14 protein-coding genes are annotated in these 22,490 nt (G+C 36.3%); 9 read left to right on the plus strand and 5 right to left on the minus strand.

Annotated elements, in window-relative coordinates; translation table 11 throughout:
• The first annotated feature begins 483 nt into the window (after positions 1–483).
• Together gltB and C1631_RS14255 are read left to right on the plus strand one after the other, a co-directional pair.
• Positions 484–5,013 carry a glutamate synthase large subunit gene (gene gltB, locus C1631_RS14250; protein ID WP_109712891.1) on the plus strand — a complete coding sequence of 1,510 codons (4,530 nt, stop codon included), beginning with the start codon at positions 484–486 and terminating at the stop codon, positions 5,011–5,013.
• Entirely contained in the window at positions 5,013–6,449 is a 1,437-nt protein-coding gene (locus C1631_RS14255; RefSeq protein WP_103247867.1) for a glutamate synthase subunit beta, read from the plus strand. The genes gltB and C1631_RS14255 overlap by 1 nt, the downstream gene beginning before the upstream one ends.
• A gap of 170 nt (positions 6,450–6,619) precedes the next feature.
• On the opposite strand, the gene C1631_RS14260 is transcribed toward C1631_RS14255, so the two are convergent.
• Genes C1631_RS14260 through C1631_RS14270 form a run of 3 tightly spaced genes read right to left on the minus strand, consistent with a single transcriptional unit; the run spans position 6,620 to position 9,484 of the window.
• Positions 6,620–7,135, minus strand: coding sequence for a ClbS/DfsB family four-helix bundle protein (locus C1631_RS14260; protein ID WP_103247866.1), 516 nt, complete (start codon positions 7,133–7,135; stop codon positions 6,620–6,622).
• Positions 7,136–7,139: 4 nt separating this feature from the next.
• A complete protein-coding gene (locus C1631_RS14265) occupies positions 7,140–8,144 on the minus strand; it encodes a cytochrome d ubiquinol oxidase subunit II (protein ID WP_103247865.1) in 1,005 nt (334 codons plus the stop codon).
• A complete protein-coding gene (locus C1631_RS14270) occupies positions 8,141–9,484 on the minus strand; it encodes a cytochrome ubiquinol oxidase subunit I (protein ID WP_109712893.1) in 1,344 nt (447 codons plus the stop codon). Before C1631_RS14270 ends, C1631_RS14265 begins: the two co-directional genes overlap by 4 nt.
• Before the next feature lie 373 nt (positions 9,485–9,857).
• Here C1631_RS14270 and gyrB point away from each other — a divergent pair, with 373 nt between their 5' ends.
• The 7 genes from gyrB (at position 9,858) to C1631_RS14310 (ending at position 19,145) form a co-directional block, all read left to right on the plus strand.
• Positions 9,858–11,792: a DNA topoisomerase (ATP-hydrolyzing) subunit B gene (gene gyrB, locus C1631_RS14280; protein WP_109712895.1), complete on the plus strand. Its 1,935-nt coding sequence runs from the start codon at positions 9,858–9,860 to the stop codon at positions 11,790–11,792.
• Between the two features lie 83 nt (positions 11,793–11,875).
• Complete coding sequence (locus tag C1631_RS14285; protein WP_103247861.1) at positions 11,876–12,298, plus strand: DUF5684 domain-containing protein; 423 nt, start codon at positions 11,876–11,878, stop codon at positions 12,296–12,298.
• Between the two features lie 113 nt (positions 12,299–12,411).
• Positions 12,412–14,304, plus strand: a complete 1,893-nt coding sequence (locus C1631_RS14290) for a DUF3857 domain-containing transglutaminase family protein (protein WP_109712897.1) — start codon at positions 12,412–12,414, stop codon at positions 14,302–14,304.
• A 2-nt stretch (positions 14,305–14,306) separates the two neighbouring features.
• The gene (locus tag C1631_RS14295; protein ID WP_109712899.1) at positions 14,307–16,241 is read left to right on the plus strand and encodes a transglutaminase family protein; all 1,935 of its coding nucleotides are present in this window, start codon (positions 14,307–14,309) and stop codon (positions 16,239–16,241) included.
• Between the two features lie 96 nt (positions 16,242–16,337).
• Positions 16,338–17,165, plus strand: a complete 828-nt coding sequence (locus C1631_RS14300; RefSeq protein ID WP_109712901.1) for an RsiV family protein — start codon at positions 16,338–16,340, stop codon at positions 17,163–17,165.
• A gap of 43 nt (positions 17,166–17,208) precedes the next feature.
• Positions 17,209–18,060, plus strand: a complete 852-nt coding sequence (locus C1631_RS14305) for a diacylglycerol/lipid kinase family protein (protein ID WP_109713321.1) — start codon at positions 17,209–17,211, stop codon at positions 18,058–18,060.
• Between the two features lie 272 nt (positions 18,061–18,332).
• Entirely contained in the window at positions 18,333–19,145 is an 813-nt protein-coding gene (locus C1631_RS14310) for a T9SS-dependent choice-of-anchor J family protein (protein WP_103249212.1), read from the plus strand.
• A gap of 99 nt (positions 19,146–19,244) precedes the next feature.
• On the opposite strand, the gene C1631_RS14315 is transcribed toward C1631_RS14310, so the two are convergent.
• Both C1631_RS14315 and ggt read right to left on the minus strand, forming a co-directional pair.
• Entirely contained in the window at positions 19,245–20,525 is a 1,281-nt protein-coding gene (locus tag C1631_RS14315) for a dicarboxylate/amino acid:cation symporter (RefSeq protein WP_109712903.1), read from the minus strand.
• Positions 20,526–20,666: 141 nt separating this feature from the next.
• Entirely contained in the window at positions 20,667–22,355 is a 1,689-nt protein-coding gene (gene ggt, locus C1631_RS14320; RefSeq protein WP_109712905.1) for a gamma-glutamyltransferase, read from the minus strand.
• Between the last annotated feature and the right edge of the window lie 135 nt (positions 22,356–22,490).

The raw sequence follows: 22,490 nt of genomic DNA on the forward strand, positions 1-22,490 counted from the left end.
TCCTTCATTCAGGCAATTTGATTGGTAATGCTATAAATACTGTTAGCTTTAACCTTTTAATTTGCTTAAATGGAAACTTCCAACCTCTTATTTTTTATCAAAAACGTGAATTGAGAATGAAAAAATTAAAATAAATAAAGTGTGAAACCATGAAAGAGAAGTTTCGAACTTCGAAATCTCAAATTTTACCTAATAATCAGGTTAAACAGATGCAAAACCGGAACAGAATCAGTCTGTTCCGGTTTCTTTTTTTTTCTAGGATTACTTAATTTTATTATTAATTGCTTGGAGTTTATAGATTAATATTCTGTATTTTTGTTATTTAATGTGTATGTATTTGTTGTTTTTGTGATGTTATGTTTATTTATTGTTTCGTTTTATTGAATAAAATTATTCTATGAATATATTTTATTGAAATAAATGTAATTTATATTTTTTGGGATTATTCTTTTCATTACATTTGATATGAAAATGAATATGTAGATGAATACAACACGAAAAAAAAATCCAGATAATTTTACAAAAAAACAGGGTCTTTATGAGCCTGAATTTGAATTTGATTCCTGCGGAGTTGGTTTTGTAGCGAATATCAAAGGAGTGAAAAGTTATAAGATTGTAAGTGATGCCATTACCATGTTGGAGAACATGGAACATCGTGGTGCTACCGGATATGAAAGTAATACCGGAGATGGTGCAGGGATACAAATCCAGATCCCTCATGAGCTTTTATATGATGAGGCATTAAACGTTGGGATAGATTTACCGGAATCCGGATTTTACGGTGTTGGAATGTTATTTTTTTCTCAGAATAATTTTATTCGGGAAGAATGTAAAGAGGTCATCGCACAATCTGCAGAAAAGCTACATCTTAAAATATTAGGATATCGCCCTGTTCCGGTGAGTAATATCGATCTTGGTGATTTGGCAAAAAGTGTGGAGCCCGTGATGGAGATGCTTTTTATTGAGCGTCCTTTTGATCTGGATACAGAAAAAGATTTTGAGAGAAAGTTATTTATTTTTAAAAATTATATTTCTCATCAGATGATCAGTATTACCAATAATGATCCTATTGGATTTTATGTGGCTTCTTTCTCCTGTAAAAAACTTATTTATAAAGGCCAATTGAGAAGTATTCAGGTTCGGAATTATTTTAAAGACCTTACCAATCCCAAAATTCGTTCTGCATTTGGAATGGTACACTCCCGTTTTGCCACCAATACTTCTCCCACATGGAGCTTGGCTCAGCCATTTAGATTTTTAGCACATAATGGCGAAATAAATACTTTAGGCGGAAATCTTAATTGGTTGAGATCTTCTGAAAAAATGTTCCAAAGCCCTTTTTTTACCCCTCAGGAAATGGATATGCTACTCCCTTTAACAAAACCAGGACAATCAGATTCTTCATATCTCGATAATATGGTGGAGCTGCTGTATCATTCGGGGCGGTCGCTTCCTCATACAATGATGATGCTGATTCCTGAAGCATGGGATGGACATGAACAGATGGAGCAATACAAAAAAGATTTCTATGAGTTTCATGCCTGCTTGATGGAGCCCTGGGATGGACCTGCTTCCATCTCCTTTACAGATGGTGATATGATAGGAGCTACTCTGGATAGAAACGGACTTCGTCCTTCACGATATTGTATTACATCGGATGATTTGGTGATCATGGCATCCGAATCAGGAGCATTGTCTGTAGATCCCAAAAAAATAATTAAAAGAGGTCATCTTCAGCCGGGCAAAATGTTTCTTGTAGACATGAAAAAAGGAACAATTATCAGTGATGATGAATTGAAAAAAGAAATATGTACCTCAAAACCCTACCGGGAATGGTTGGATAGTATGAGGATTAATATTACCGAATTACCCAACCCTAAAATTCGGTTCAATAAACTTCAGACAGAAGATATTTTTAAGTATCAGAAGGCATTCGGATATTCCAGAGAAGATTTGGACGGAGTGATTAAAGAAATGGCTTCTCATGGTAAAGAACCGATTGGGTCAATGGGATTTGATGTTCCGTTAGCTGTGCTGAGTGAGAAACCACAGCATTTGAGTTCATATTTTAAACAGTTATTTGCCCAGGTAACCAATCCATCGATAGACCCGATAAGGGAAAAACTGGTCATGTCTTTGACTACCATTATCGGAGGAAATGGAAATCTTTTACAAGAAGATAAAAACTTTGCACATTCTATCAAACTGGAAAATCCTGTTATTAACAATAATCAGCTTGAAAAATTAAGAAGCGTTGATACAGGTAGATTTCAAGCCAAAACTATTTATACTTATTTCAATGCAAGAGGAAAGGAAGGTGAACTGAAAAAAGCGATCGACAGGATTTGCAGGTATGCGGTAGATGCAGTAGATGATGGATTTGAAGTCATTATACTTTCGGATCGGTCGCTGGATTCTCAGCATGCATCCATTCCTTCACTACTGGCATGCTCAGCAGTACACCATCATTTGATCAGAAAAGGAATCCGGAGAAAGATCGGTTTGGTAATGGAGGTTGGAGATGTTTGGGAGGTTCATCACTTTGCAACACTATTAGGGTTTGGGGCAACGGCAATTAACCCTTATCTGGCACTGGCAAGTATCAGACAAATGTTTGATGAAAGGGTATTTGAAGAGGAAAACTTAGTAAGGCTAAAAGATAATTATAAAAAAGCGGTGGGAGATGGACTTTTAAAGATATTTTCTAAAATGGGCGTTTCCACTTTACAATCCTACCACGGGGCACAAATTTTTGAAATCATAGGGCTGAATAAACTGGTGGTCAATACCTGCTTTACAGGAGCTGTTTCCAGAATTGAAGGCATTGGATTTGATGAAATCGCGAAAGAAGCTTTGCTAAAACATCAGGACGCATTTAAGGAGGATACGGAAAACTCTTTACTGGATACAGGAGGTATTTACCAATGGAGAAGTAATAATGAGTATCATCAGTTTAATCCACAATCTATTCATTTACTTCAACAGTCTGCCTGGAACAATGACTATGATGTTTTTAAAAAATATTCACGAATTGTCAATCAGCAAATGGGTAAAGCTACTCTACTGAGAGGTTTACTGGAATTTAAAAATGACAGAGAGTCCATCTCGCTGGAAGAAGTTGAATCCATAGAAAGCATAATGAAGCGTTTCGCAACAGGGGCGATGTCTTTTGGGTCTATTTCGTGGGAGGCACATACCACATTGGCAATTGCAATGAATAGGATAGGGGCAAAAAGTAATACAGGAGAAGGAGGAGAAGATGAAGCCAGATATACACCTGACAAGAATGGAGATAACTTGCGTTCTTCCATTAAACAGGTAGCTTCCGGAAGGTTTGGGGTTACTGCCCGATACCTTGCAGAAGCAGATGAAATTCAAATAAAGATGGCTCAGGGTGCTAAACCTGGAGAAGGCGGGCAATTGTCGGGTGATAAAGTGGATTCGTGGATTGGTAAAACAAGGCACTCGACGCCTGGCGTTGGACTGATTTCTCCACCACCACATCATGATATTTATTCTATTGAAGATTTAGCCCAGCTTATTTTTGATTTAAAAAATGCCAATCGCCATGCTCGGTTATCGGTAAAACTAGTTTCAAAAGCAGGAGTAGGAACTATAGCTTCGGGGGTTGCCAAAGCAAAAGCAGATCATATACTGATTTCCGGATATGATGGAGGTACAGGAGCATCACCTTTAGGCTCAATCCGTCATACCGGGTTACCCTGGGAGCTTGGATTGGCCGAAACCCATCAGACTCTGATTAAAAATAAATTGAGACAGAGGGTTACTCTGCAGGTTGACGGGCAGATGAAAACAGGTCGTGATTTGGCTATAGCTACTTTGTTAGGGGCAGAAGAATGGGGAATTGCTACTTCTGCACTCATTGTTGAAGGCTGTATACTGATGAGAAAATGTCATTTGAATACTTGCCCTGTCGGGATTGCCACTCAAAAGGAGGAATTAAGAAAAAAATTCAAGGGAAAAGCTGAACATCTGGTGAATTATTTTAGATTTCTTGCGATGGAAGTTCGTGAGATTATGGCTAATTTAGGTTTCAGGACCATTGATGAAATGGTAGGCCAGTCTCAATGTCTTGAAAGAAAAACAAATATTACCTTCTGGAAACATCAGGGGATAGACCTAAGCAGAGTTCTTTATAAAATAAAAACCGATTTGCCGGTCATTAAATCTGAAGACCAGGATGCGGGATTGGGGAATTCTATTTCCTGGAAAATGCTTGAAACTGCTCAATACGCTCTTCAAAATAATACATCAATGGAGGCTGAATTTGACATAAAGAATACGGATCGTACAGTAGGGACTATTCTTTCCCATGAATTAACCAAAATTTATAAGTCTGAGGGAATGAATGAAAATTCATTAGTATTTAATTTTAAAGGAACCGCAGGACAAAGTTTTGGAGCATTCTGTAATAAAGGAATTACCATGCGTTTAGAAGGAGATGCTAACGACTATTTAGGGAAAGGGCTTTCTGGTGCTCAGCTGATGATTTTCCCTCATAAAGAGGCTATTATTCATGCCAACGAAAATAGCATTGTTGGAAATGTTGCTTTATATGGAGCCACTTCAGGAAAGGTGTTTATCAGTGGCATGGCAGGAGAACGTTTTGCTGTCCGGAACTCCGGAGCTACTGCAGTTGTAGAAGGAATTGGTGATCATGGATGTGAGTATATGACCGGAGGAAAAGTTATTGTCCTGGGAGGGGTCGGAAGAAATTTTGGTGCAGGAATGAGCGGGGGTATTGCTTATGTCTGGGATGTAAATAAAACGTTGGAATATCATTTTAATCGTGATATGGCGGATCTGGAATCTATTAGAGAGGAGGATAAAGAATTGATCTTTAATCTGATCAAAGAACATTCTGAAAATACAGGAAGTAAATTAGCAGAATATATTATAAGCGATTGGGATAACAGCTGTAAGCATTTTACGAAAGTGTATCCGAGAGAATATAAGAAAGTGATTGAAAACCAGATAAATGACATTGCGTAATGGGGAAGATAGATGGATTTTTATTATACGAGAGGGAACTTCCCTCTAAACTGGATGTTGAAAAGAGACTTAAGGATTATAAAGAATTTATCCAGAAGCCTTCTGATCAGCAGTTGAATTGTCAATCGGCAAGATGTATGGATTGTGGGGTTCCATTTTGCCAGAATGGTTGCCCTCTGGGAAATCTCATTCCTGAGTTTAATGAAGCCGTGTATAAAAAACAATGGCAAAAAGCGTATCAGATTTTAATATCTACAAATAATTTTCCTGAATTTACCGGAAGAATTTGTCCGGCTCCCTGCGAAAGTGCATGTGTGTTGGGAATTAATGACAAGGCCGTTACCATTGAAGAAATAGAAAAGAACATTGTAGAAATTGCTTTTGAGCAAGGTTTTGCCAAGCCAAGACTTCCCAGGCTGAGGACAGATAAAAAAGTTGCTGTCGTAGGTTCCGGACCTGCCGGATTGGCGGCAGCCTATCAATTGAATCAGATGGGATATACGACTACGGTTTTTGAAAGAGATCCTGAAATAGGAGGGTTGTTAAGATTTGGAATACCAGATTTTAAGTTGGATAAAAATATTGTAGAACGCAGAGTTCAATGGATGAAAGAAGAAGGGATTGAGTTTTGTACGGGAGTTAATGTCGGTGTCAATTATGCTGTAGAAGAATTGAACCGTAATTTTGATGCAATTGTATTGGCAACGGGAAGTACTGTTCCCAAAGACCTGGTGATTCCCAACCGGGATGCAAAAGGAATTTATTTCGCCATGGATTTTCTTAAACAGAGTAATAAAAAAGTAAGCGGGATTCCATTTGAGGAAGAAGAAATTAATACGAAAGGAAAAAAAGTAGTGGTCATAGGAGGTGGAGATACAGGGTCTGACTGTATAGGAACTTCTAACCGTCAGGGAGCAGAAGTTGTATATCAGATTTATTATAAACCTATGCAGCCAACAGAAAGGGATGAAACGATGCCGTGGCCCAATTATCCGGCTCTACTACAGATTACTTCCTCCCATGAAGAGGGATGTGACCGTATGTGGTCTGTGAATTCAAAAGAATTTGTAAAAGATGAAAGCGGAGTCCTAAAGGGAATTCGCCTGGTGGAAGCAGAGTGGACGAAAGATTCTGATGAAGGGAAATGGAATTTGTATACTGAAAAACCGGGATCTGAATTTGTACTCGAATGTGATATTGTCTTTATTGCCTTAGGGTATACCCATGTTGAACATAAGGGAGTGGTTGAAGCATTAGACATTCACCTGGATCCCAAAGGGAACTTAATTGGAAATAATAAAGAATACAAAACCAATCAAGATAAAATTTTTACCTGTGGTGATGCCAGAAAAGGACAAAGCCTTGTTGTATGGGCTATTGCGGAAGGCAGACAATGCGCAGAGAAAATTGATGAATTTTTTAAAAATAAATACTGAAATAATCTGAATTCTGATTGGGTATTTAAGAAATTTAGATGGGCAGCTGAAAGAAGGAAGTAGGTGATTTTATACAGATTCGAGCCTTTGATCCCGAGTTTATTTTCTTCAATGGCCAAATGCGGGCACCAGAAAAAATTGATAAAGAAATAAAAATAGCAGGTACAGAGTTATCCTGTACCTTTTTCTTTTTTCCATTTCCGGAGCTGTATTCTAAAATTTTTAAAAGGAGCAACTGTATTGATATGTATCCATTTCCATACGGGCCATTTAGCGGGCGTTGTTGCCCATTTTCTTTGTTCAGGTTCAAACAGGATTTTGTCATCAAGGCTTTCAATCCATTTTATAATTTCATCGACTTGCTTTTGTAAGATATCTCTTTTTTCTGCCAGATTACAGGAGCTATATTGCTCATAAAAAGACTGATATAATCCTTTTAAATTATTCCATTTATATTCAGGGGTAGGTGTTTTCACTTCCTTTCCTTTCTTTTCATCAGCTTCCCATTGTAGGAGCAGTTGGGTCCAGCCAATCTGATAGGATATATTTTGGGCTGGTGTTTTATCAACCCCAACTTTTAGCCAATCCTTTTCCTTTTCTTTAATATCATCGAATTCCTTGTTGTAGAGAAGGAACCTTTTTTTAATTTCTTCAATAAGTTCAGTTTTGTCTTTATAACCTTTCATAGTATTATTTTCTAAGCTTACTGAAAGAAGCCATCAAATAAAATAAAAATGGCAGAATAAATAAAGATCCCAGCATCAATGCCCAGCCTAATGCAGCAATAGTTTTAGGCGGTGCCATATGCTCTAACAATGAAAGATGCTGTCCGTTACCTAGCAGTATAATATCCGGATTATGCTGATAGGTAGCGGCCACAAGAATCATCACCATCTGAAAGCCTGCAAGAGCTCTCACCGGAAGTAATTTTTGGGTATTCAGTGCTCTTAAAATAAGCAGTAAAGCAACAGTAGCAAAAGCAATAGCCATAATTCCCAAAGGCTTTGAAAATACCCACATCAAAAGAGGAATATCTGAAAGGTAAGCAGTAGCAAATACCAGAATTCCTGTAATCACAACAAATATCATTGTTTGTTTTGATTTTCTTATCATTAATAGCAATTCTTCTTTCCCACGGGTTTCTCTTAATGAAAAAATAGACGCAAGATAAGCACACAATGCTACAGTAAAAAGTCCTACAGACACTCCAAACCAGTTAAGCCAGCTGTAAACATACAAATCAAGAAAACCTGTTGCATCAGGATTAATAGAGTGGGAAACCGTTGCAGCTGCAATTAACCCCAAAAAGAAGGGAGTCAAAAGGCTCGCATAATAAAATATCTGCGTATATAAAACCTGCCAGCTATCCTTTACTGCGTCATAATGCCTGAACGTAAAAGCTGTTCCTCTTGCAATAATTCCTAAAAGCATTAAGACTAAAGGAATGTGAAGATAAGTAGACATAGTGGTATAAATCTCCGGAAAGCCAACAAAAAGGATAACGATGGCAATAATCAGCCACATGTGATTGGCTTCCCAAACAGGAGCAATAGATTCATACATAATCTCATGGGTTTTATGGCGGGCTTTTTTATTGGTGAACATTTCTACAATACCTGCTCCAAAGTCAGCTCCTCCCAGAATAATATAAAGACAAATGGATAGCCAGAGAAAACCTATTACAATGTAAATCATGATTTTTTGTTTTTATCATTAAACTGAGAATCGGTAGGGTCATAAAGTTTTGGTACCATCTGAATCTGCCTTTTTAAAAGGAAAATCAGAATCAGTGATAAGGATACAAAAATTGCGGTGAAGAAATAGAATGAATATTGTATTCCCGGCATCGGGGTTACAGCATCTACAGTTCTCATAATGCCATAAATGATCCATGGCTGTCTTCCGACTTCTGTTACGGTCCATCCGGCTTCAAGGGCAATGTATCCAAAAGGTGTTGCTATTAAAAAAGTCTTTAACAACCAGTTTTTGCTAAGCCATTCTTTTTTAAAGAAGAAAGCATAAAGATAAATAGCTCCGATGCCAATCATAATAACTCCAAAGAAAATCATGATCTGAAAAGCGTAATGAACCACAGCAACCGGTGGCCATTCGTCTCTTGGGAAGTCCTTAAGTCCTTTTACTTCGGCATTAAAGTCATTGCTTACTAAAAAACTTAAAACTTTAGGGATTTTCACCGCATATTTAATTTCGGCTTTTTCTTCATCAGGAATTCCACCAATGACGAATGCTGCACCTTTTTCTGTTTCAAAATGTGCTTCCATAGCCGCTAATTTAATGGGTTGTCTTTCTGCCACTGATTTTGCTGCTACATCACCGCTTAAAGGGGCTCCAAATGCTCCTATAAGGGCAAACCCAACTGCAATTCTAAAAGCCTTGGTATGGAATTCAACATTCTTTCTTCTCATAATTAAAAAAGCATGAACCCCGGCAACAGCAAACCCTGTAGCACAAAATGCTGCTACGGTCATATGTAGAGCTTGTGGAAACCAGGCATCATTAAACATAGCTTTGATGGGATCAATATTCAGATATTGACCGTTAATATAATCGAAGCCGGCAGGTGAGTTCATCCACGCATTGGCTGCTACCACAAGAATTCCGGAGGCTAGTCCGCTTACCCCAACCAGAAAGCCACAAAACCAGTGAAACCACTTATTGAATCTTTCCCAACCGTACAGAAAAAAACCGATGGCAATTGCCTCAATGAAAAATGCTGTCCCTTCCAGAGAAAAAGGCATTCCGAAAATAGGTCCCGCATGTTTCATAAATCCCGGCCATAAAAGTCCCAGTTCAAAAGAAAGCATAGTTCCGGAAACGGCCCCTGTAGCAAACAGAATAGCTACTCCCTTGCTCCATGCTTTGGTAAGACCTTTATAGACTTCATTATTTGTTTTTAAGTATTTCCAGTGGGCAAAAGCCATTAAGAAAGGCATCACCATACCCACACAGGAGAATATAATATGAAAGCCCAGAGAGAGTGCCATCTGGGCACGGGCTGCAATAAAATCATCCATAATATCAACTTTTCAGTAAATAAATTTACACATAAATTACGGATGTTCAATATGATTTACAACAGTATAAATTAGATAAAACCGTCTTAACTTTGATCCTTTATTTCCATTATAAGTTGTGATGCTCAGAATCTCATCTCTTTTTAAAATTGTATCATGTATATTATATGGTGTGTTAGTATTTTCAAAAAGATAAGAATTTGATTTTGAAACAATCACCTTTACAATAATTACTCCAAAAATACGGGTTATTTTTAGTCTTCTTTTTTTATGCTGATGACAATACTTTTTTGGCACTTTTTAACTTTCATAAGTCGAAAAAAATCACGATATTTGTAAGTCTTTGCATATAGCAAAATTTTTAATATTTAATATGAGTCAAAAACAATATACAGCTAGTAGTATTCAGGCATTAGAAGGAATGGAGCACGTTCGTATGCGTCCTTCAATGTACATTGGTGATGTTGGGACAAGAGGTCTCCATCATTTGGTTTATGAAGTAGTAGATAACTCTATTGACGAAGCGTTGGCAGGATACTGCGATACAATCTTTGTTGCCATTAAAGAAGGAAACGGAGTTGAAGTAAGTGATAATGGTAGAGGTATTCCGGTAGACTTCCACGAAAAAGAACAAAAATCTGCTCTTGAGGTTGTAATGACAAAAATCGGAGCCGGAGGAAAGTTTGATAAAGATTCTTACAAAGTTTCCGGGGGTCTTCATGGTGTAGGGGTTTCTTGTGTGAATGCCCTTTCCAATGAAATGATCACCACCGTTTACAGAGACGGAAATGTGTATCAACAAATCTATTCCAAAGGAAAAGCTCAGACGGAAGTAGAAGAGATCGGACACAGTGAGAAAAGAGGAACAAAACAGTTTTTCCAACCGGATGACACGATTTTCACAGAATTAGTTTACAACTATGATACATTAGCAAGTCGTTTAAGAGAACTTTCCTATCTTAATAAAGGAATTACTATTACCCTTACTGATGAGAGAGAAAAGTTAGAAGACGGTTCTTTCAGAACAGAAGTTTTTCATTCTGAAGGAGGGTTAAAAGAATTCGTTGCTTATATCGACGGAAACCGTGAATCTATTATGGAACACGTGATTTTCATGGAAGGTGAAAGGGATGATATTCCTGTAGAAGTAGCAATGCGTTACAATACATCTTTTAACGAAAATCTTCACTCGTATGTTAATAATATTAATACTCACGAAGGAGGTACTCACTTAGCAGGTTTCAGACGTGCTTTGACAAGAACTCTTAAAAAATATGCTGATGACTTAGGTGTTCCACAAAAAGAAAAAGTGGAAATTACAGGAGATGACTTCCGTGAAGGATTAACAGCGGTAGTTTCTGTAAAAGTAATGGAGCCTCAGTTTGAAGGACAGACAAAAACAAAATTAGGTAACTCTGAAGTTTCCGGAGCTGTAGACAAGATTGTAGGGGAAATGCTTACTAACTTCCTTGAAGAAAACCCTAATGAAGCAAAGCTAATCGTCCAGAAGGTAGTGTTGGCTGCAAAAGCAAGACAGGCAGCTAAAAAAGCCCGTGAAATGGTTCAGAGAAAATCTCCAATGGGAGGTTCAGGCCTTCCCGGAAAATTATCTGACTGTTCATCTAAAGACCCGGCAGAATCTGAACTTTTCCTTGTAGAGGGAGATTCCGCAGGTGGAACAGCTAAACAAGGACGTGACAGACATTTCCAGGCTATTCTTCCGTTAAGAGGTAAAATCCTGAACGTAGAAAAATCGATGCTTCACAAAGTATATGACAATGAAGAAATCAGAAATATCTATACTGCCCTTGGGGTTTCTGTAGGTACGGAAGAAGACAGCAAAGCATTGAATATGACTAAGCTTAGATATCATAAAGTGGTGATCATGACCGATGCTGATATTGACGGATCTCACATTTCTACCCTTATTCTTACTTTCTTCTTCAGATATATGAAGGAATTGATTGAAAATGGATATATCTATATTGCTCAACCACCTTTATATTTATTAAAGAAAGGAAACAAAAAAGTGTATGCTTATAACGAAAAAGAACGTGAAGAGTTTACCTTAGAAATGTCTCCGGACGGAAAAGGAGTAGAAGTACAACGTTACAAAGGTCTTGGAGAAATGAACCCTGAGCAGCTTTGGGAAACTACACTTAATCCGGAACACAGAATCTTAAAGCAGGTAACGATTGATAATGCTGTTGAAGCAGACAGTATTTTCTCAATGTTGATGGGAGATGAGGTTCCGCCAAGAAGAGAATTTATCGAGAAAAATGCAAAATATGCAAAAATTGATGCATAGACATTTTTAAAATATACAAAAAAAGCTTCTAATTATTTAGAAGCTTTTTTTATATTTGGACTAACCAAATAAAAACAAATAATATGTTAACTCTTTTACAAACAGACCCTTATGATGGGGTGGATGCAGCTACTGGTGCAGCGGCGGCAGGATTTGGAATCGGTACCATGATCATGAGCTTACTGATCTATATTTTTTATGGATATTGCATGTACAAGATCTTTCAAAAAGCTGGAAGACAGGATGCATGGGCAGCTTTTGTTCCGATTTACAGTGCGATTGTTCTTTTGGAAATCATTAAGAAACCTATCTGGTGGATTATCTTGTTCTTTATACCACTGGTAAATATCTATGCTATTTGGGTAGCTAACGATAGATTGGCCAAAGGCTTTGCCAAAGAAACACCTTTATATACAATCTTGTTATTCTTCCTTGGATTTATTTTTATTCCTGTACTGGGATTAGGAAGTGATACCTATGATAGTAAAAGAATTCCAAATGATTAAAAAATGCAGAAAAGACTTCAGAAATGGAGTCTTTCTTATTTATAGCTTCTTTTTTTTGGACAATTTTTTAACAGTTATTAAGATTTCATTATTTTTGCCTAATTTTAATAACTATGATGAAAATATTATTTCTAGGGGCTTTGTCTACGGCTTCACTCTACTTTGCACAAACCTATCCTGTTTCTACAATTCCGGAAAATTTAAAGAAAAATGCAAGTGCTGTTATTAGAAGAGATTTCACGACTGCATACATTAATAAAGTTGATGAAATAAAATATCAATACAATACTGTTACCACAGTTTTAAATAAAGATGGGAATGAAAAAGCAATGGTCTATATTCCTTATGATAAAACGAGGACTGTTTCAAATGTAAAGGTTACAGTTTATGATGAAACCGGAAAGAAACTAAAAAGCTTTTCCAAATCCGATTTTAGTGATTATGCCAATAACCCTCAGGGAGTATTTTATTCTGATAACAGAGTGTTGGTTTTCTCTTATACACCGGTTCAATACCCTTATACCATTGATTTTTCGTTTGAGAGTGAAGATAAAAATACCATTTTCATTCCTGATTTTGTACCTTTTACCTCTACCAATACTTCTCTGGAGGAGGGACAATTTAAAATCATTAATACGTCGGGAATCGATTTGCGTTCTAAGGTGTACCCTTCAAAATATAATTATGCCTCTGTTTCAGAACATATTAATGGAAACGAAAAAATATATTCCTACAAAGATATTCCGGCTATTGAAGATGCCGTATTGATTCCGCAACCTGTTAAAATCCTGCCTAAAGTAAGTTTTGCTTTGACAAAGTTTAACCTGGCGGGCAGACAAGGAACTTTAAATAGCTGGACAGATTTTGGAACCTGGTATTATAAAAATCTGATAGAGCCGGTTGCTGTTTCTACGCCGGCTATTAAGGCTGAAGTGGCTGCTTTAAACTTGCAGGGTAGTGTAGAAGAAAAGGTAAAGAAGATTTACCAATACATGCAGTCTAAAACCAGATACATCTATGTAGGACTGGGAATTGGAGGCTGGCTTCCCATGATGCCGGAAGAAGTATATAAAAAGGGGTATGGAGACTGTAAAGGATTGACCAATTACATGAAAACCCTGTTGGATGAAGCTGGGATTCCTTCTTATTACTGTGTAATCAATTCCGGTCTTTCCTCGGTTTCTTTTGATCCTGAATTTCCGAGAATGGGAGGAAATCATGCCATCTTAATGGTTCCTGCAGAAAACGGAAATATTTGGCTGGAAAACACCTCTCAACAGACTGCGTTTAATCATTTGGGAAATAGTACGACAGATAGAAACGTACTTTCTGTGAAGAAAAATGGAATAGAACTTATTGATACTCCCATATATAAAGCTGAACAAAACAGGGAAAAACAGATACTTACTATAAAAATTGGCGAAGACAACAGCATTACAGGAGAAGGACATTTTTCCTATACCGGGAGTCAGTATGACTATAACTTAAGTTTCACGAATCTCAATTCCAAAGAAAGAAATGAAGCCTTAAAAAAAACATTTGATGTGTTGAATTTTGAGAAAGTAGAAATGAAAAACTATGTGAATGATAGAGATAAGGCTGTTATTACTTTTGATGCAGATTTTAAAACCAATCATTTTGCTAAAAATGCCGGAAACAGTTTAATATTCAGAGCTGTTCCGATTTATTCTGATAATGTGTATAAAGCCGATGAAAACAGGAGTCTACCTTTTGAAATAAGACAGTCTTTCGAAGATGATTATGAAATAGGTTTTAGTATCCCCAAAGGCTATAAGATTGATGAAGTTCCTGATAATATCAACATCAATTCTGAATTTGGATATTATAAATTAAATGTTGTGAAAAATGGGGAGGAAATAAAAGTATTAAGAAAGATTCAGATCAATAAAGGAGCTTTTCCAAAAGAAAAATATAATGAATATGTAGGTTTCAGAAAAAAAATAATAAACATGGACAATTCAAAAATTTTAATTACAAAAATATAATGATGAGGAAAATATTACTGATCGTACTTTGTTCTGCGAATGTGGTCTTGATTAATGCTCAAAAATATGAGTTTCTAAGCCCTCCGAAATTTGATGAAACTGACCTTTCCAAAGTAAAGTCATTAATAGATGAAAGTGCATCGGCCGAAATTTTATATAAATCCGTACATTTTACGGTAGATAGCAACACAGGAGAATTGCATAAAAAATTCTTTTACAGGGTTAAAATTTATGATAAAGATAAAGCTGAAGATTGGTTGAATCTTGAAATTCCACTTTATAGTAATAAAACGGACCGGGAATCATTGGGTAAGTTTAAAGCTTTTACCTATAATCTTGAAAATGGAGTTGCAATTCCCACTAAAGTAGAAAAAAGCTCACAGTATAAAAGTAAGGAAAGTAAAAATGTATCTGTTACCAAATTTGCTTTTCCTAATGTGAAAAATGGCTCGGTATTAGAGTACCAGTACGAAATCGTATCTCCTTTTTTATTTGCCATTCCCGAAGTTTTAATAGAAACAGATACCCCGTCTCTTTATACGGAATATGCACTGGATTCACCTGCTAATATTTCTTATAATATAAATTACACAGGAAACCTATCTCCAAAATACAAAGAAGTTAAGGAGAAAAGTATGTTTGGTTATCAATATAGGGTCTATAGATTCGGGTATGATAATGTAAAAGGTTTTAAAACGGAGAAATTTGTACAAAATGACAGAAATCACCGGACAAAAATCAGTGCGGAGCTTCATTCTACCAATTTTAAAGATCTTAAGTTGTATTCCTCTTCATGGGACCAGATTAATAAAAGACTTACTGAAGATGAGGAATTTGGTGGTGAACTTAAAAAGACAAGGCTTGCCAGGGAGAATATGCCTGCTGGTGTTTTGGAAATGAAAACCGATCTTGAAAAAGCCAATGCGGTTTTCGCTTATGTTCAGAAAACGTTTATTTGGAATAAAGACAGAGGTATTTATACAGAGGATGGTATCAAAAAGCTACTGGAAACAAAGGTAGGCAATGCGGCAGAAATTAATCTATTTCTTGTTATGCTCCTTCGTGAGGCAGGGATTAAAGCTGATCCACTGCTTATTTCTACAGTGAGTAACGGGATGATTAATCTTGTGTCTCCTAATGTTTCCAATATGAATTTCGTATTAGCAGCGGTAGATTTGGACGATAAATTACATATGTATGATGCCACTTCAAAACAATCTTCTTTAGATGAACTTCCTCTCAGAGACTGGAATCAGTACGGAATTTTATTAACAAAAAATAAAGCTGTACAAATTCAGATGACCAATACACATCCAAGCAATACTTTCCTGACTGCAGAAGCAAAAATCAACGATGATGGTAGCATTTCCGGAACGTATTCGGACCGGGATACCGGAGCTTTTGCCATGTTTGTAAAAGATAACTATGATGAGAATCCTGAGAAATACAAAAAACGGTATAAAGAGAATTATTCAATAGACTTTACCGGAATTGATACTAAAGTTGTGGAAAATGGTGATTTCGAAAGTACAATGAAATTTTCTTCCAATAACCTGATTGATAAAATCGGTAAAAAAATTATCATCAATCCGATGTTATTTTTAAGTAAAACTGCTAATGAGTTTGATCAGACGGAAGAAAGAAAATACATGATCGATTTTGGAGCACCTACTACAAAAGTAAAAAAGGTAATTCTTGAAATTCCTGATGGGTATACTGTTGAAGAGATGCCTAAGAATAAAAAGATTGTCACAGAAGATAAGGAAATAGAGTATAGCTATGTTTCTGTACTTAAAGGGAATAAGCTTGAGGTGATTTCTACTACAAAAGTATCCAGTGCAGATTACCCTAAAGATTATTATCCTGCGTTCAGGCAAATCTGGGAGGTAGCCTCAAAAAGCGAAAATCAGGTTATTAGTTTGGTCAAAAAGCCTTAAAGGTCATAATTTCATAAATTTGTATCTTTATAGGAATATTTTTAAAACCATTCATTTTTTGAATGGTTTTTGTATTTACTATTTAAAATTATAATTATGAAAAATATTTTTGCTGTTTTAACTTTATCATCATTCTTCGTATTTACTTCCTGTAAGAAGGAAATACCACCTGTTACAAAGACAGAAAAAACGGAAAATAAAACATCTGAAGAGTTTGTAGTAGATTCAGTAAAAGTGAATGATTCTACAAAGGTCAACAACTTCCTGACACTTTCTTTTACTTCAAAAGTACTGGTGTTTCCTTCTTTAAAAAACAAAATACTATTGGATAGTATTTATTCTTACGATCCCAGAATCAAAGATTATTCTAAAGCAGGTCTTCAGGCTTTTCTTGAAAATCAGAAAAAAGACTATTTCAATTCCGTAAAAAATGATAATAAAGACTGGGTTTCTGATATTACAAGCGCACAAACCTGGTTTTCAAACTCGGATATGAATCTGAAATCGAATAGCAATGGTTATATGCATATTCAATATGGAACCAGTGCTTATATAGGCGGTGCACACGATGAGTATGGATATTCGGAGAAAGTTTTTGACCTTAAAAATAATAAGAAACTGGAGTTGAAAGATATTACGTCAATGCCTAAAAGTAAGATAGAGGCTTTATTGATGAAAAATATCAATAAAATAAATAGCGGAACAACAGATGAAAACGGAGAGGTAAAGAACTCTGAAATGCTGCTGGTTGATAAAATTCCTGCAATTGATAACTTCTATTTTGATGATAAAAATCTGTATTTCCATTACAGTCCCTATGAAATTGCAGCTTTTGCTGCCGGAGATATTACAGTTCCTGTTTCCTGGGAAGAGCTAAAAGGTACATTAAACACAGAATTTAAAGAAAGAATGAAAATTAAGTAAATAAATGCTTCCGGTTCAGGAAGCATTTTTTATTTTTGCGGTAATGAAAAAAGTAGCTTTTATCATCAATCCCTTTTCGGCCAAAAAAAATTATCAGCCGTTTTTGAATGAACTGAAAAAAAAGGTTGATAATCCGTCATATTATATCTCCGAATCTATTGCGGGAACAGACGAATTTATTCAGACTTATTTTGATAAAGTAGATATTTTTGTGGCGATTGGAGGAGATGGTACGATTTCTACAGTAGCTAAAAATCTGATTAATACTGAAAAAATACTCGCGATTTTTCCTGCTGGTTCCGGAAATGGATTTTCTAATGAGACCCGGTTTAATAAAAACCTGGATGAATTATTAGAAAAAATAAAAGCTAAAAAATCCAGAAAAATTGACACCTTTACTGTAAACGACAGGCTTTCGATCAATGTATCAGGAACCGGATTTGATGGTAAAGTGGTTAAGGAGTTTGAGAAAACCAGCCGCGGATTCAAAAACTATATTAAAGTTTCTCTAAAGACCTTTTTCAATTATAAACCGATCAAGGTGAAATTTTTTGATAAAGAATATCAGCAGTATAATGGTAAATACCTGATGCTGAATATTGCCAATACCCGTCAGTTTGGAAATAATGCCTATATCGCTCCCAAAGCAAGTAAAAGTGATGGTTTGGTCGACATGGTACTTGTGAAAAAGTTTCCAATTACTTATTCTGCTTTGTTTGCATTCAGAATGTTTACTAAAAGACTGAAAGATGATGAATATGTAACTTATCTTCCTGTGTCTGAAATAGCATTTAAAGTCAATACAAAAAATTGGCACCTTGATGGGGAGTTTAATAAGATAGAATCTCCTGTACACGTCAAAGTGCAGCCTGCAAGCCTTAATATTTTAGTTTAAATCCGGCCTATTTTAAAAATACGAAGGAAAACCCAGGGCACCTGTTTTGCATCACATATCCTTATTTCTTATTCTCAAAAAATTGCTGGTTGCTAAATTCCCAATAATGCAGTTTTAACAGATATGTCCTTATTTTGAATTATTGATATTTTACTTGTATTAAGTATTTTATTATTTATAATTTAAAATACAAACGTTGTTTTTATTGAAAATTTCTATTTATATTGTTTTTATTGCGAAATGGTTATATTTTTATTAATAAAACATTTCCTATGAAAAAACATTACTTTTTTTTAATGCTTTTTATTTGCTGTATTGCAATAAAAAGCCAGCTTATTACCGAGAATTTTGAATCTGCAACATTTCCTCCTGCAGGATGGACTGTTCAATCAACAAATCCTGCATTTACATGGTCCCCACTTACTACTTCCCCTGTTGCAGGTACAAGGTCAGCAAGTGTCGCTTATGACCCTGCTCTTGTAAGCCAGGATGAAAAATTAATTTCTCCGGCATTTAGTTTGGTAGGTGCTACCAGCCCTGTCTTAGCCTTTAAGTCTAATTTTAACCCTTATTGGGCTATAACTCCTAACAACAACTATGATACTGTTGTCAAGGTTTCAATAGATAATGGCACGACATGGACACAAATCTGGAGTGAGAATAGTATCACAGTACCCACACCGGCAGGATTTGCAACCTACAATATTACTGTTCCTCTAACTTCCTTAATAGGGCAGAGTAATGTAAAGCTTGCTTTTAATTATATTGGCACCGATGGAGCTCAGTGGAGTATTGATGATATTAGTGTTACAGCAGGTACTTTAAGTGTATCCGAAGCAAAGACTAGGGAAGACAATCTGCTTGTTTATCCAAACCCTGTAAGGGAATCATTTAAAATAGATCTTCCGATATCATACAGTAAAAACAATACAAGGGTTAGCGTTGTCGATATGTCTGGTAAACATATAAAAACTTTTGAAGCTGGTAAAGAATCCTATGATGTATCGGACCTGCCGAAAGGAGTATATTTTATTGTTATATCCGATAACAATAATAAAATAATGAAGAAAATAGAAAAAAGATAAGTTTCAATCTTCAAATTAAACTATTAAAAAATCCGGAGTTTATCATCTGATAAACTCCGGATTTTTTTTATGCTACATAAACTATAATTTATACTGCGTTTACACTTCCAGTTTTTTTTCAATTTCCTGTGGATGATTTAAACAATACAGAAACTGTTCCTTGTCAAGCTGTTTCTCCCAGTTGGCAACCACCACCGTAGCTACCGAATTACCTATAACATTCGTAAGCGCTCTGCATTCGCTCATAAATTTATCGATTCCTAGAATTAAGGTCATACCTGCTATAGGGATTTCAGGAACGACTGCCAGTGTTGCAGCTAAGGTGACAAATCCTGCACCTGTAACACCTGCAGCGCCTTTGGAACTTAACATAGCCACCAATAGTAACATCAGCTGCTTTTCAAGTGGAAGATGAATGTTTAAAGCCTGAGCGATAAATAATGAAGCCAATGTCATGTAAATATTGGTTCCATCAAGGTTAAAAGAGTATCCGGTAGGAACGACAAGACCTACTATCGCTCGTGAGCAACCTGCTTTTTCCATTTTCTCCATAATTCCTGGCAATGCTGACTCCGAAGAACTGGTTCCTAATACCAAAAGAAGTTCTTCCTTAAGATAGAATAATAATTTAAAAATATTAAAACCATTATACCACGCTACAGCTCCTAAAACGATAATAACAAAAAGTGTTGAGGTGATGTAGAAGGTGCCTACCAGAAATATCAGGTTCAATACAGAATGAAGCCCATATTTTCCTATAGTAAATGCCATTGCCCCAAAGGCACCTATAGGAGCAAGTTTCATAAGCATATGGACAATTTTAAACACCGGGGTGGACAGATCCTGAAGAAAATCAGTAACTCTCTGGCTTTTTTCCTTAGTTAGTACCAAGGCAATCCCCATTAAAATGGCAACAAGAAGGACCTGAAGTATATTTTCTCCTACCAATGGGCTAAATAACGTTTCAGGAATGATATTCATAATAAAACCTGTAAGTGTAGACTCATGAGCTTTCGCCTGATATTGTGATACATCACCCGAAAGACTGGCGGGATCAATGTTCAGACCATGACCGGGCTGCAGCACATTCCCTACCAATAAGCCGATGATGAGTGCTAATGTTGAAAATGTAAAAAAGTAAATCATTGCCTTTATAGCAATCCTTCCCACTTTTTTGAGATCAGTCATATGGGCGATTCCCAAAGTAAGGGTAATGAAAATAACCGGAGCAATGATCATTTTTACCAGTTTGATAAAACCATCTCCCAGGGGTTTCATCTTTTCTCCGAGTTCAGGATAAAATTCTCCCATAAGAATCCCTGCAACGATGGCTATTATTACCTGAAAATAAAGTTGCTGATATATTTTTTTCGCTTTCAATTGAAAATAATTTTAAATTTCTGAAAGTGCGAAAGTATGAATTTTTTATAAAAACATGACATCTGTCATGAAATTGTTTCGGCGGGGCTGAAAGACCCGCCGAAACAAAATGTTAGTGCGTATATTTTATTATTGATCATATTACTCAACCGCAACAGAATCATCTCCGCGACCATCTGCTACAGCATGGATATTACCATTGTCATCGATAACGATCATTTCTGTTTTTCCAATATATTTTACTTTTTCAATCACATAATTTTTGCTTTTCAGTTCAGAAATTGTGCTTTCCGGAAAGTTGTTTTCTACTGATATGGTTTCGGGAAGCCATTGATGGTGAAACTTAGGGGCGTTTACTGAAATGTTGGCATTGAGCTTAAAATCAACCACATTAACAATAGACTGGTAGACTGAAGTTGGAATTGTAGTTCCTCCCGGTGTTCCTACTACCATATATGGTTTTCCGTTTTTAAGCAGAATTGTAGGGGTCATCGATGAAAGCATCCTTTTGTTGGGTTGAATGGCATTGGCTTCTCCTCCTACTGCGCCAAACATATTCGGTACTCCGGGTTTGATAGAAAAATCATCCATTTCATTATTTAGAAAGAACCCGGCTCCGGAAACAAGAACCTTACTTCCGTAATATCCGTTAAGAGTAGTGGTAACAGAAGCTGCATTTCCATCTTTATCAAGTACAGAAATATGAGTGGTCTGCATAGATTCTTTAGGTTGAGGGATAATTTTACCTACTTCAGAACTTGGCGTTGCTTTATCAAAGCTGAAGCTTTTCCATCTTTTTTTTAGATACTCGTCAGAGATAAGATAAGGTGTTTTATCCTGAATGAAATCAGGATCACCCATATATTCAGCTCGGTCTGCAAAAGCTCTTCTTTCCGCTTCGGTCATGATTTGAACAGCTTTTGTAGAATTTTGCTGATATTTTTCAAGATTTTCAAAACTTGCCATTCTAAGCATCTGAGCAAGAAGAAGTCCGCCACTTGAAGGTAAAGGCATAGAAACAACATGACTTCCTTTATAATCAAATTCTAAGGCTTTTCTTTCTGCAACCTTATAGTTTTTAAGATCTTCCAGTGTGATAATTCCGTTTCCTCTCTTCATTTCAGCAACAAGAAGTTCTGCCGTTTTTCCTTCATAGAAGCCTTTGGCTCCTGATTTTTGTATCAGTTTTAATGTTTCTGCCAGATCTTTCTGAACCAAAATATCACCGGCCTTCCATGGGGTATCTTTTACAAAAATAATAGAAGATGTATTGTGCTTCTGGAATTTTTCTCTTTGGCTATTGAGCATATCAGCTTCCTTATCTGTGATGGCAAATCCTTGCTCTGCCAGATCAATAGCGGGCTGAATAATCTTCTCCATTGGTAATTTGCAATACTTCAAGGTTGCAAAAAAACCGGCAACACTTCCGGGGATTCCTACTGCCAATCTGCCATTTTGAGAAAGATCTGTGCTGGCTTTTCCACTTTTGTCCAGATACATATCTCTGGATGCTTTTTTAGGAGCTGTTTCTCTGTAATCCAATGTGAATTTTTCACCGTTATTTTTAACACCTACTAAAAATCCGCCACCGCCAATGTTTCCCGCTTGCGGATATACAACAGCCAGAGCGTACTGGGTAGCGGTAACGGCGTCATAAGCATTTCCTCCCATTCTTAGTACTTTAGCACCTGCTTCACTGGCTAGCGGGTGGGCGGATACCACTACGCCTTTATTTTTTATCTGTACTTCCTTTACAATATTGAAACCTGTAAACTGAGCTAAGCTTAGTTGGCTAAATAAAAGGATCGAAGCAATTAATATCTTCTTCATAGGATTGTTTTCTTTATAGCAAAATTATTGATTTTTATGTAAACCGTTGTTGGTGATTATTCTAATGAATATTTTTTTTGTTTTTTCTTCTATTTAAAATAGCAAAATATTTTCATGCCAGGCTTTTATCTACAA

Source organism: Chryseobacterium phosphatilyticum (assembly GCF_002899825.2).
Lineage (GTDB): Bacteria > Bacteroidota > Bacteroidia > Flavobacteriales > Weeksellaceae > Chryseobacterium > Chryseobacterium phosphatilyticum.

Excerpts from the sequence above, each read along its gene's own strand:
- C1631_RS14305 (WP_109713321.1), top strand. The coding sequence starts at position 17,209 with ATGAAAAAAGTAGCTTTTATCATCAATCCCTTTTCGGCCAAAAAAAAT.
- C1631_RS14290 (WP_109712897.1), top strand. The coding sequence starts at position 12,412 with ATGATGAAAATATTATTTCTAGGGGCTTTGTCTACGGCTTCACTCTAC.
- gltB (WP_109712891.1), top strand. The coding sequence starts at position 484 with ATGAATACAACACGAAAAAAAAATCCAGATAATTTTACAAAAAAACAG.
- ggt (WP_109712905.1), bottom strand. The coding sequence starts at position 22,355 with ATGAAGAAGATATTAATTGCTTCGATCCTTTTATTTAGCCAACTAAGC.
- C1631_RS14270 (WP_109712893.1), bottom strand. The coding sequence starts at position 9,484 with ATGGATGATTTTATTGCAGCCCGTGCCCAGATGGCACTCTCTCTGGGC.
- C1631_RS14300 (WP_109712901.1), top strand. The coding sequence starts at position 16,338 with ATGAAAAATATTTTTGCTGTTTTAACTTTATCATCATTCTTCGTATTT.
- C1631_RS14265 (WP_103247865.1), bottom strand. The coding sequence starts at position 8,144 with ATGATTTACATTGTAATAGGTTTTCTCTGGCTATCCATTTGTCTTTAT.
- C1631_RS14260 (WP_103247866.1), bottom strand. The coding sequence starts at position 7,135 with ATGAAAGGTTATAAAGACAAAACTGAACTTATTGAAGAAATTAAAAAA.
- gyrB (WP_109712895.1), top strand. The coding sequence starts at position 9,858 with ATGAGTCAAAAACAATATACAGCTAGTAGTATTCAGGCATTAGAAGGA.
- C1631_RS14255 (WP_103247867.1), top strand. The coding sequence starts at position 5,013 with ATGGGGAAGATAGATGGATTTTTATTATACGAGAGGGAACTTCCCTCT.
- C1631_RS14285 (WP_103247861.1), top strand. The coding sequence starts at position 11,876 with ATGTTAACTCTTTTACAAACAGACCCTTATGATGGGGTGGATGCAGCT.
- C1631_RS14295 (WP_109712899.1), top strand. The coding sequence starts at position 14,307 with ATGAGGAAAATATTACTGATCGTACTTTGTTCTGCGAATGTGGTCTTG.
- C1631_RS14310 (WP_103249212.1), top strand. The coding sequence starts at position 18,333 with ATGAAAAAACATTACTTTTTTTTAATGCTTTTTATTTGCTGTATTGCA.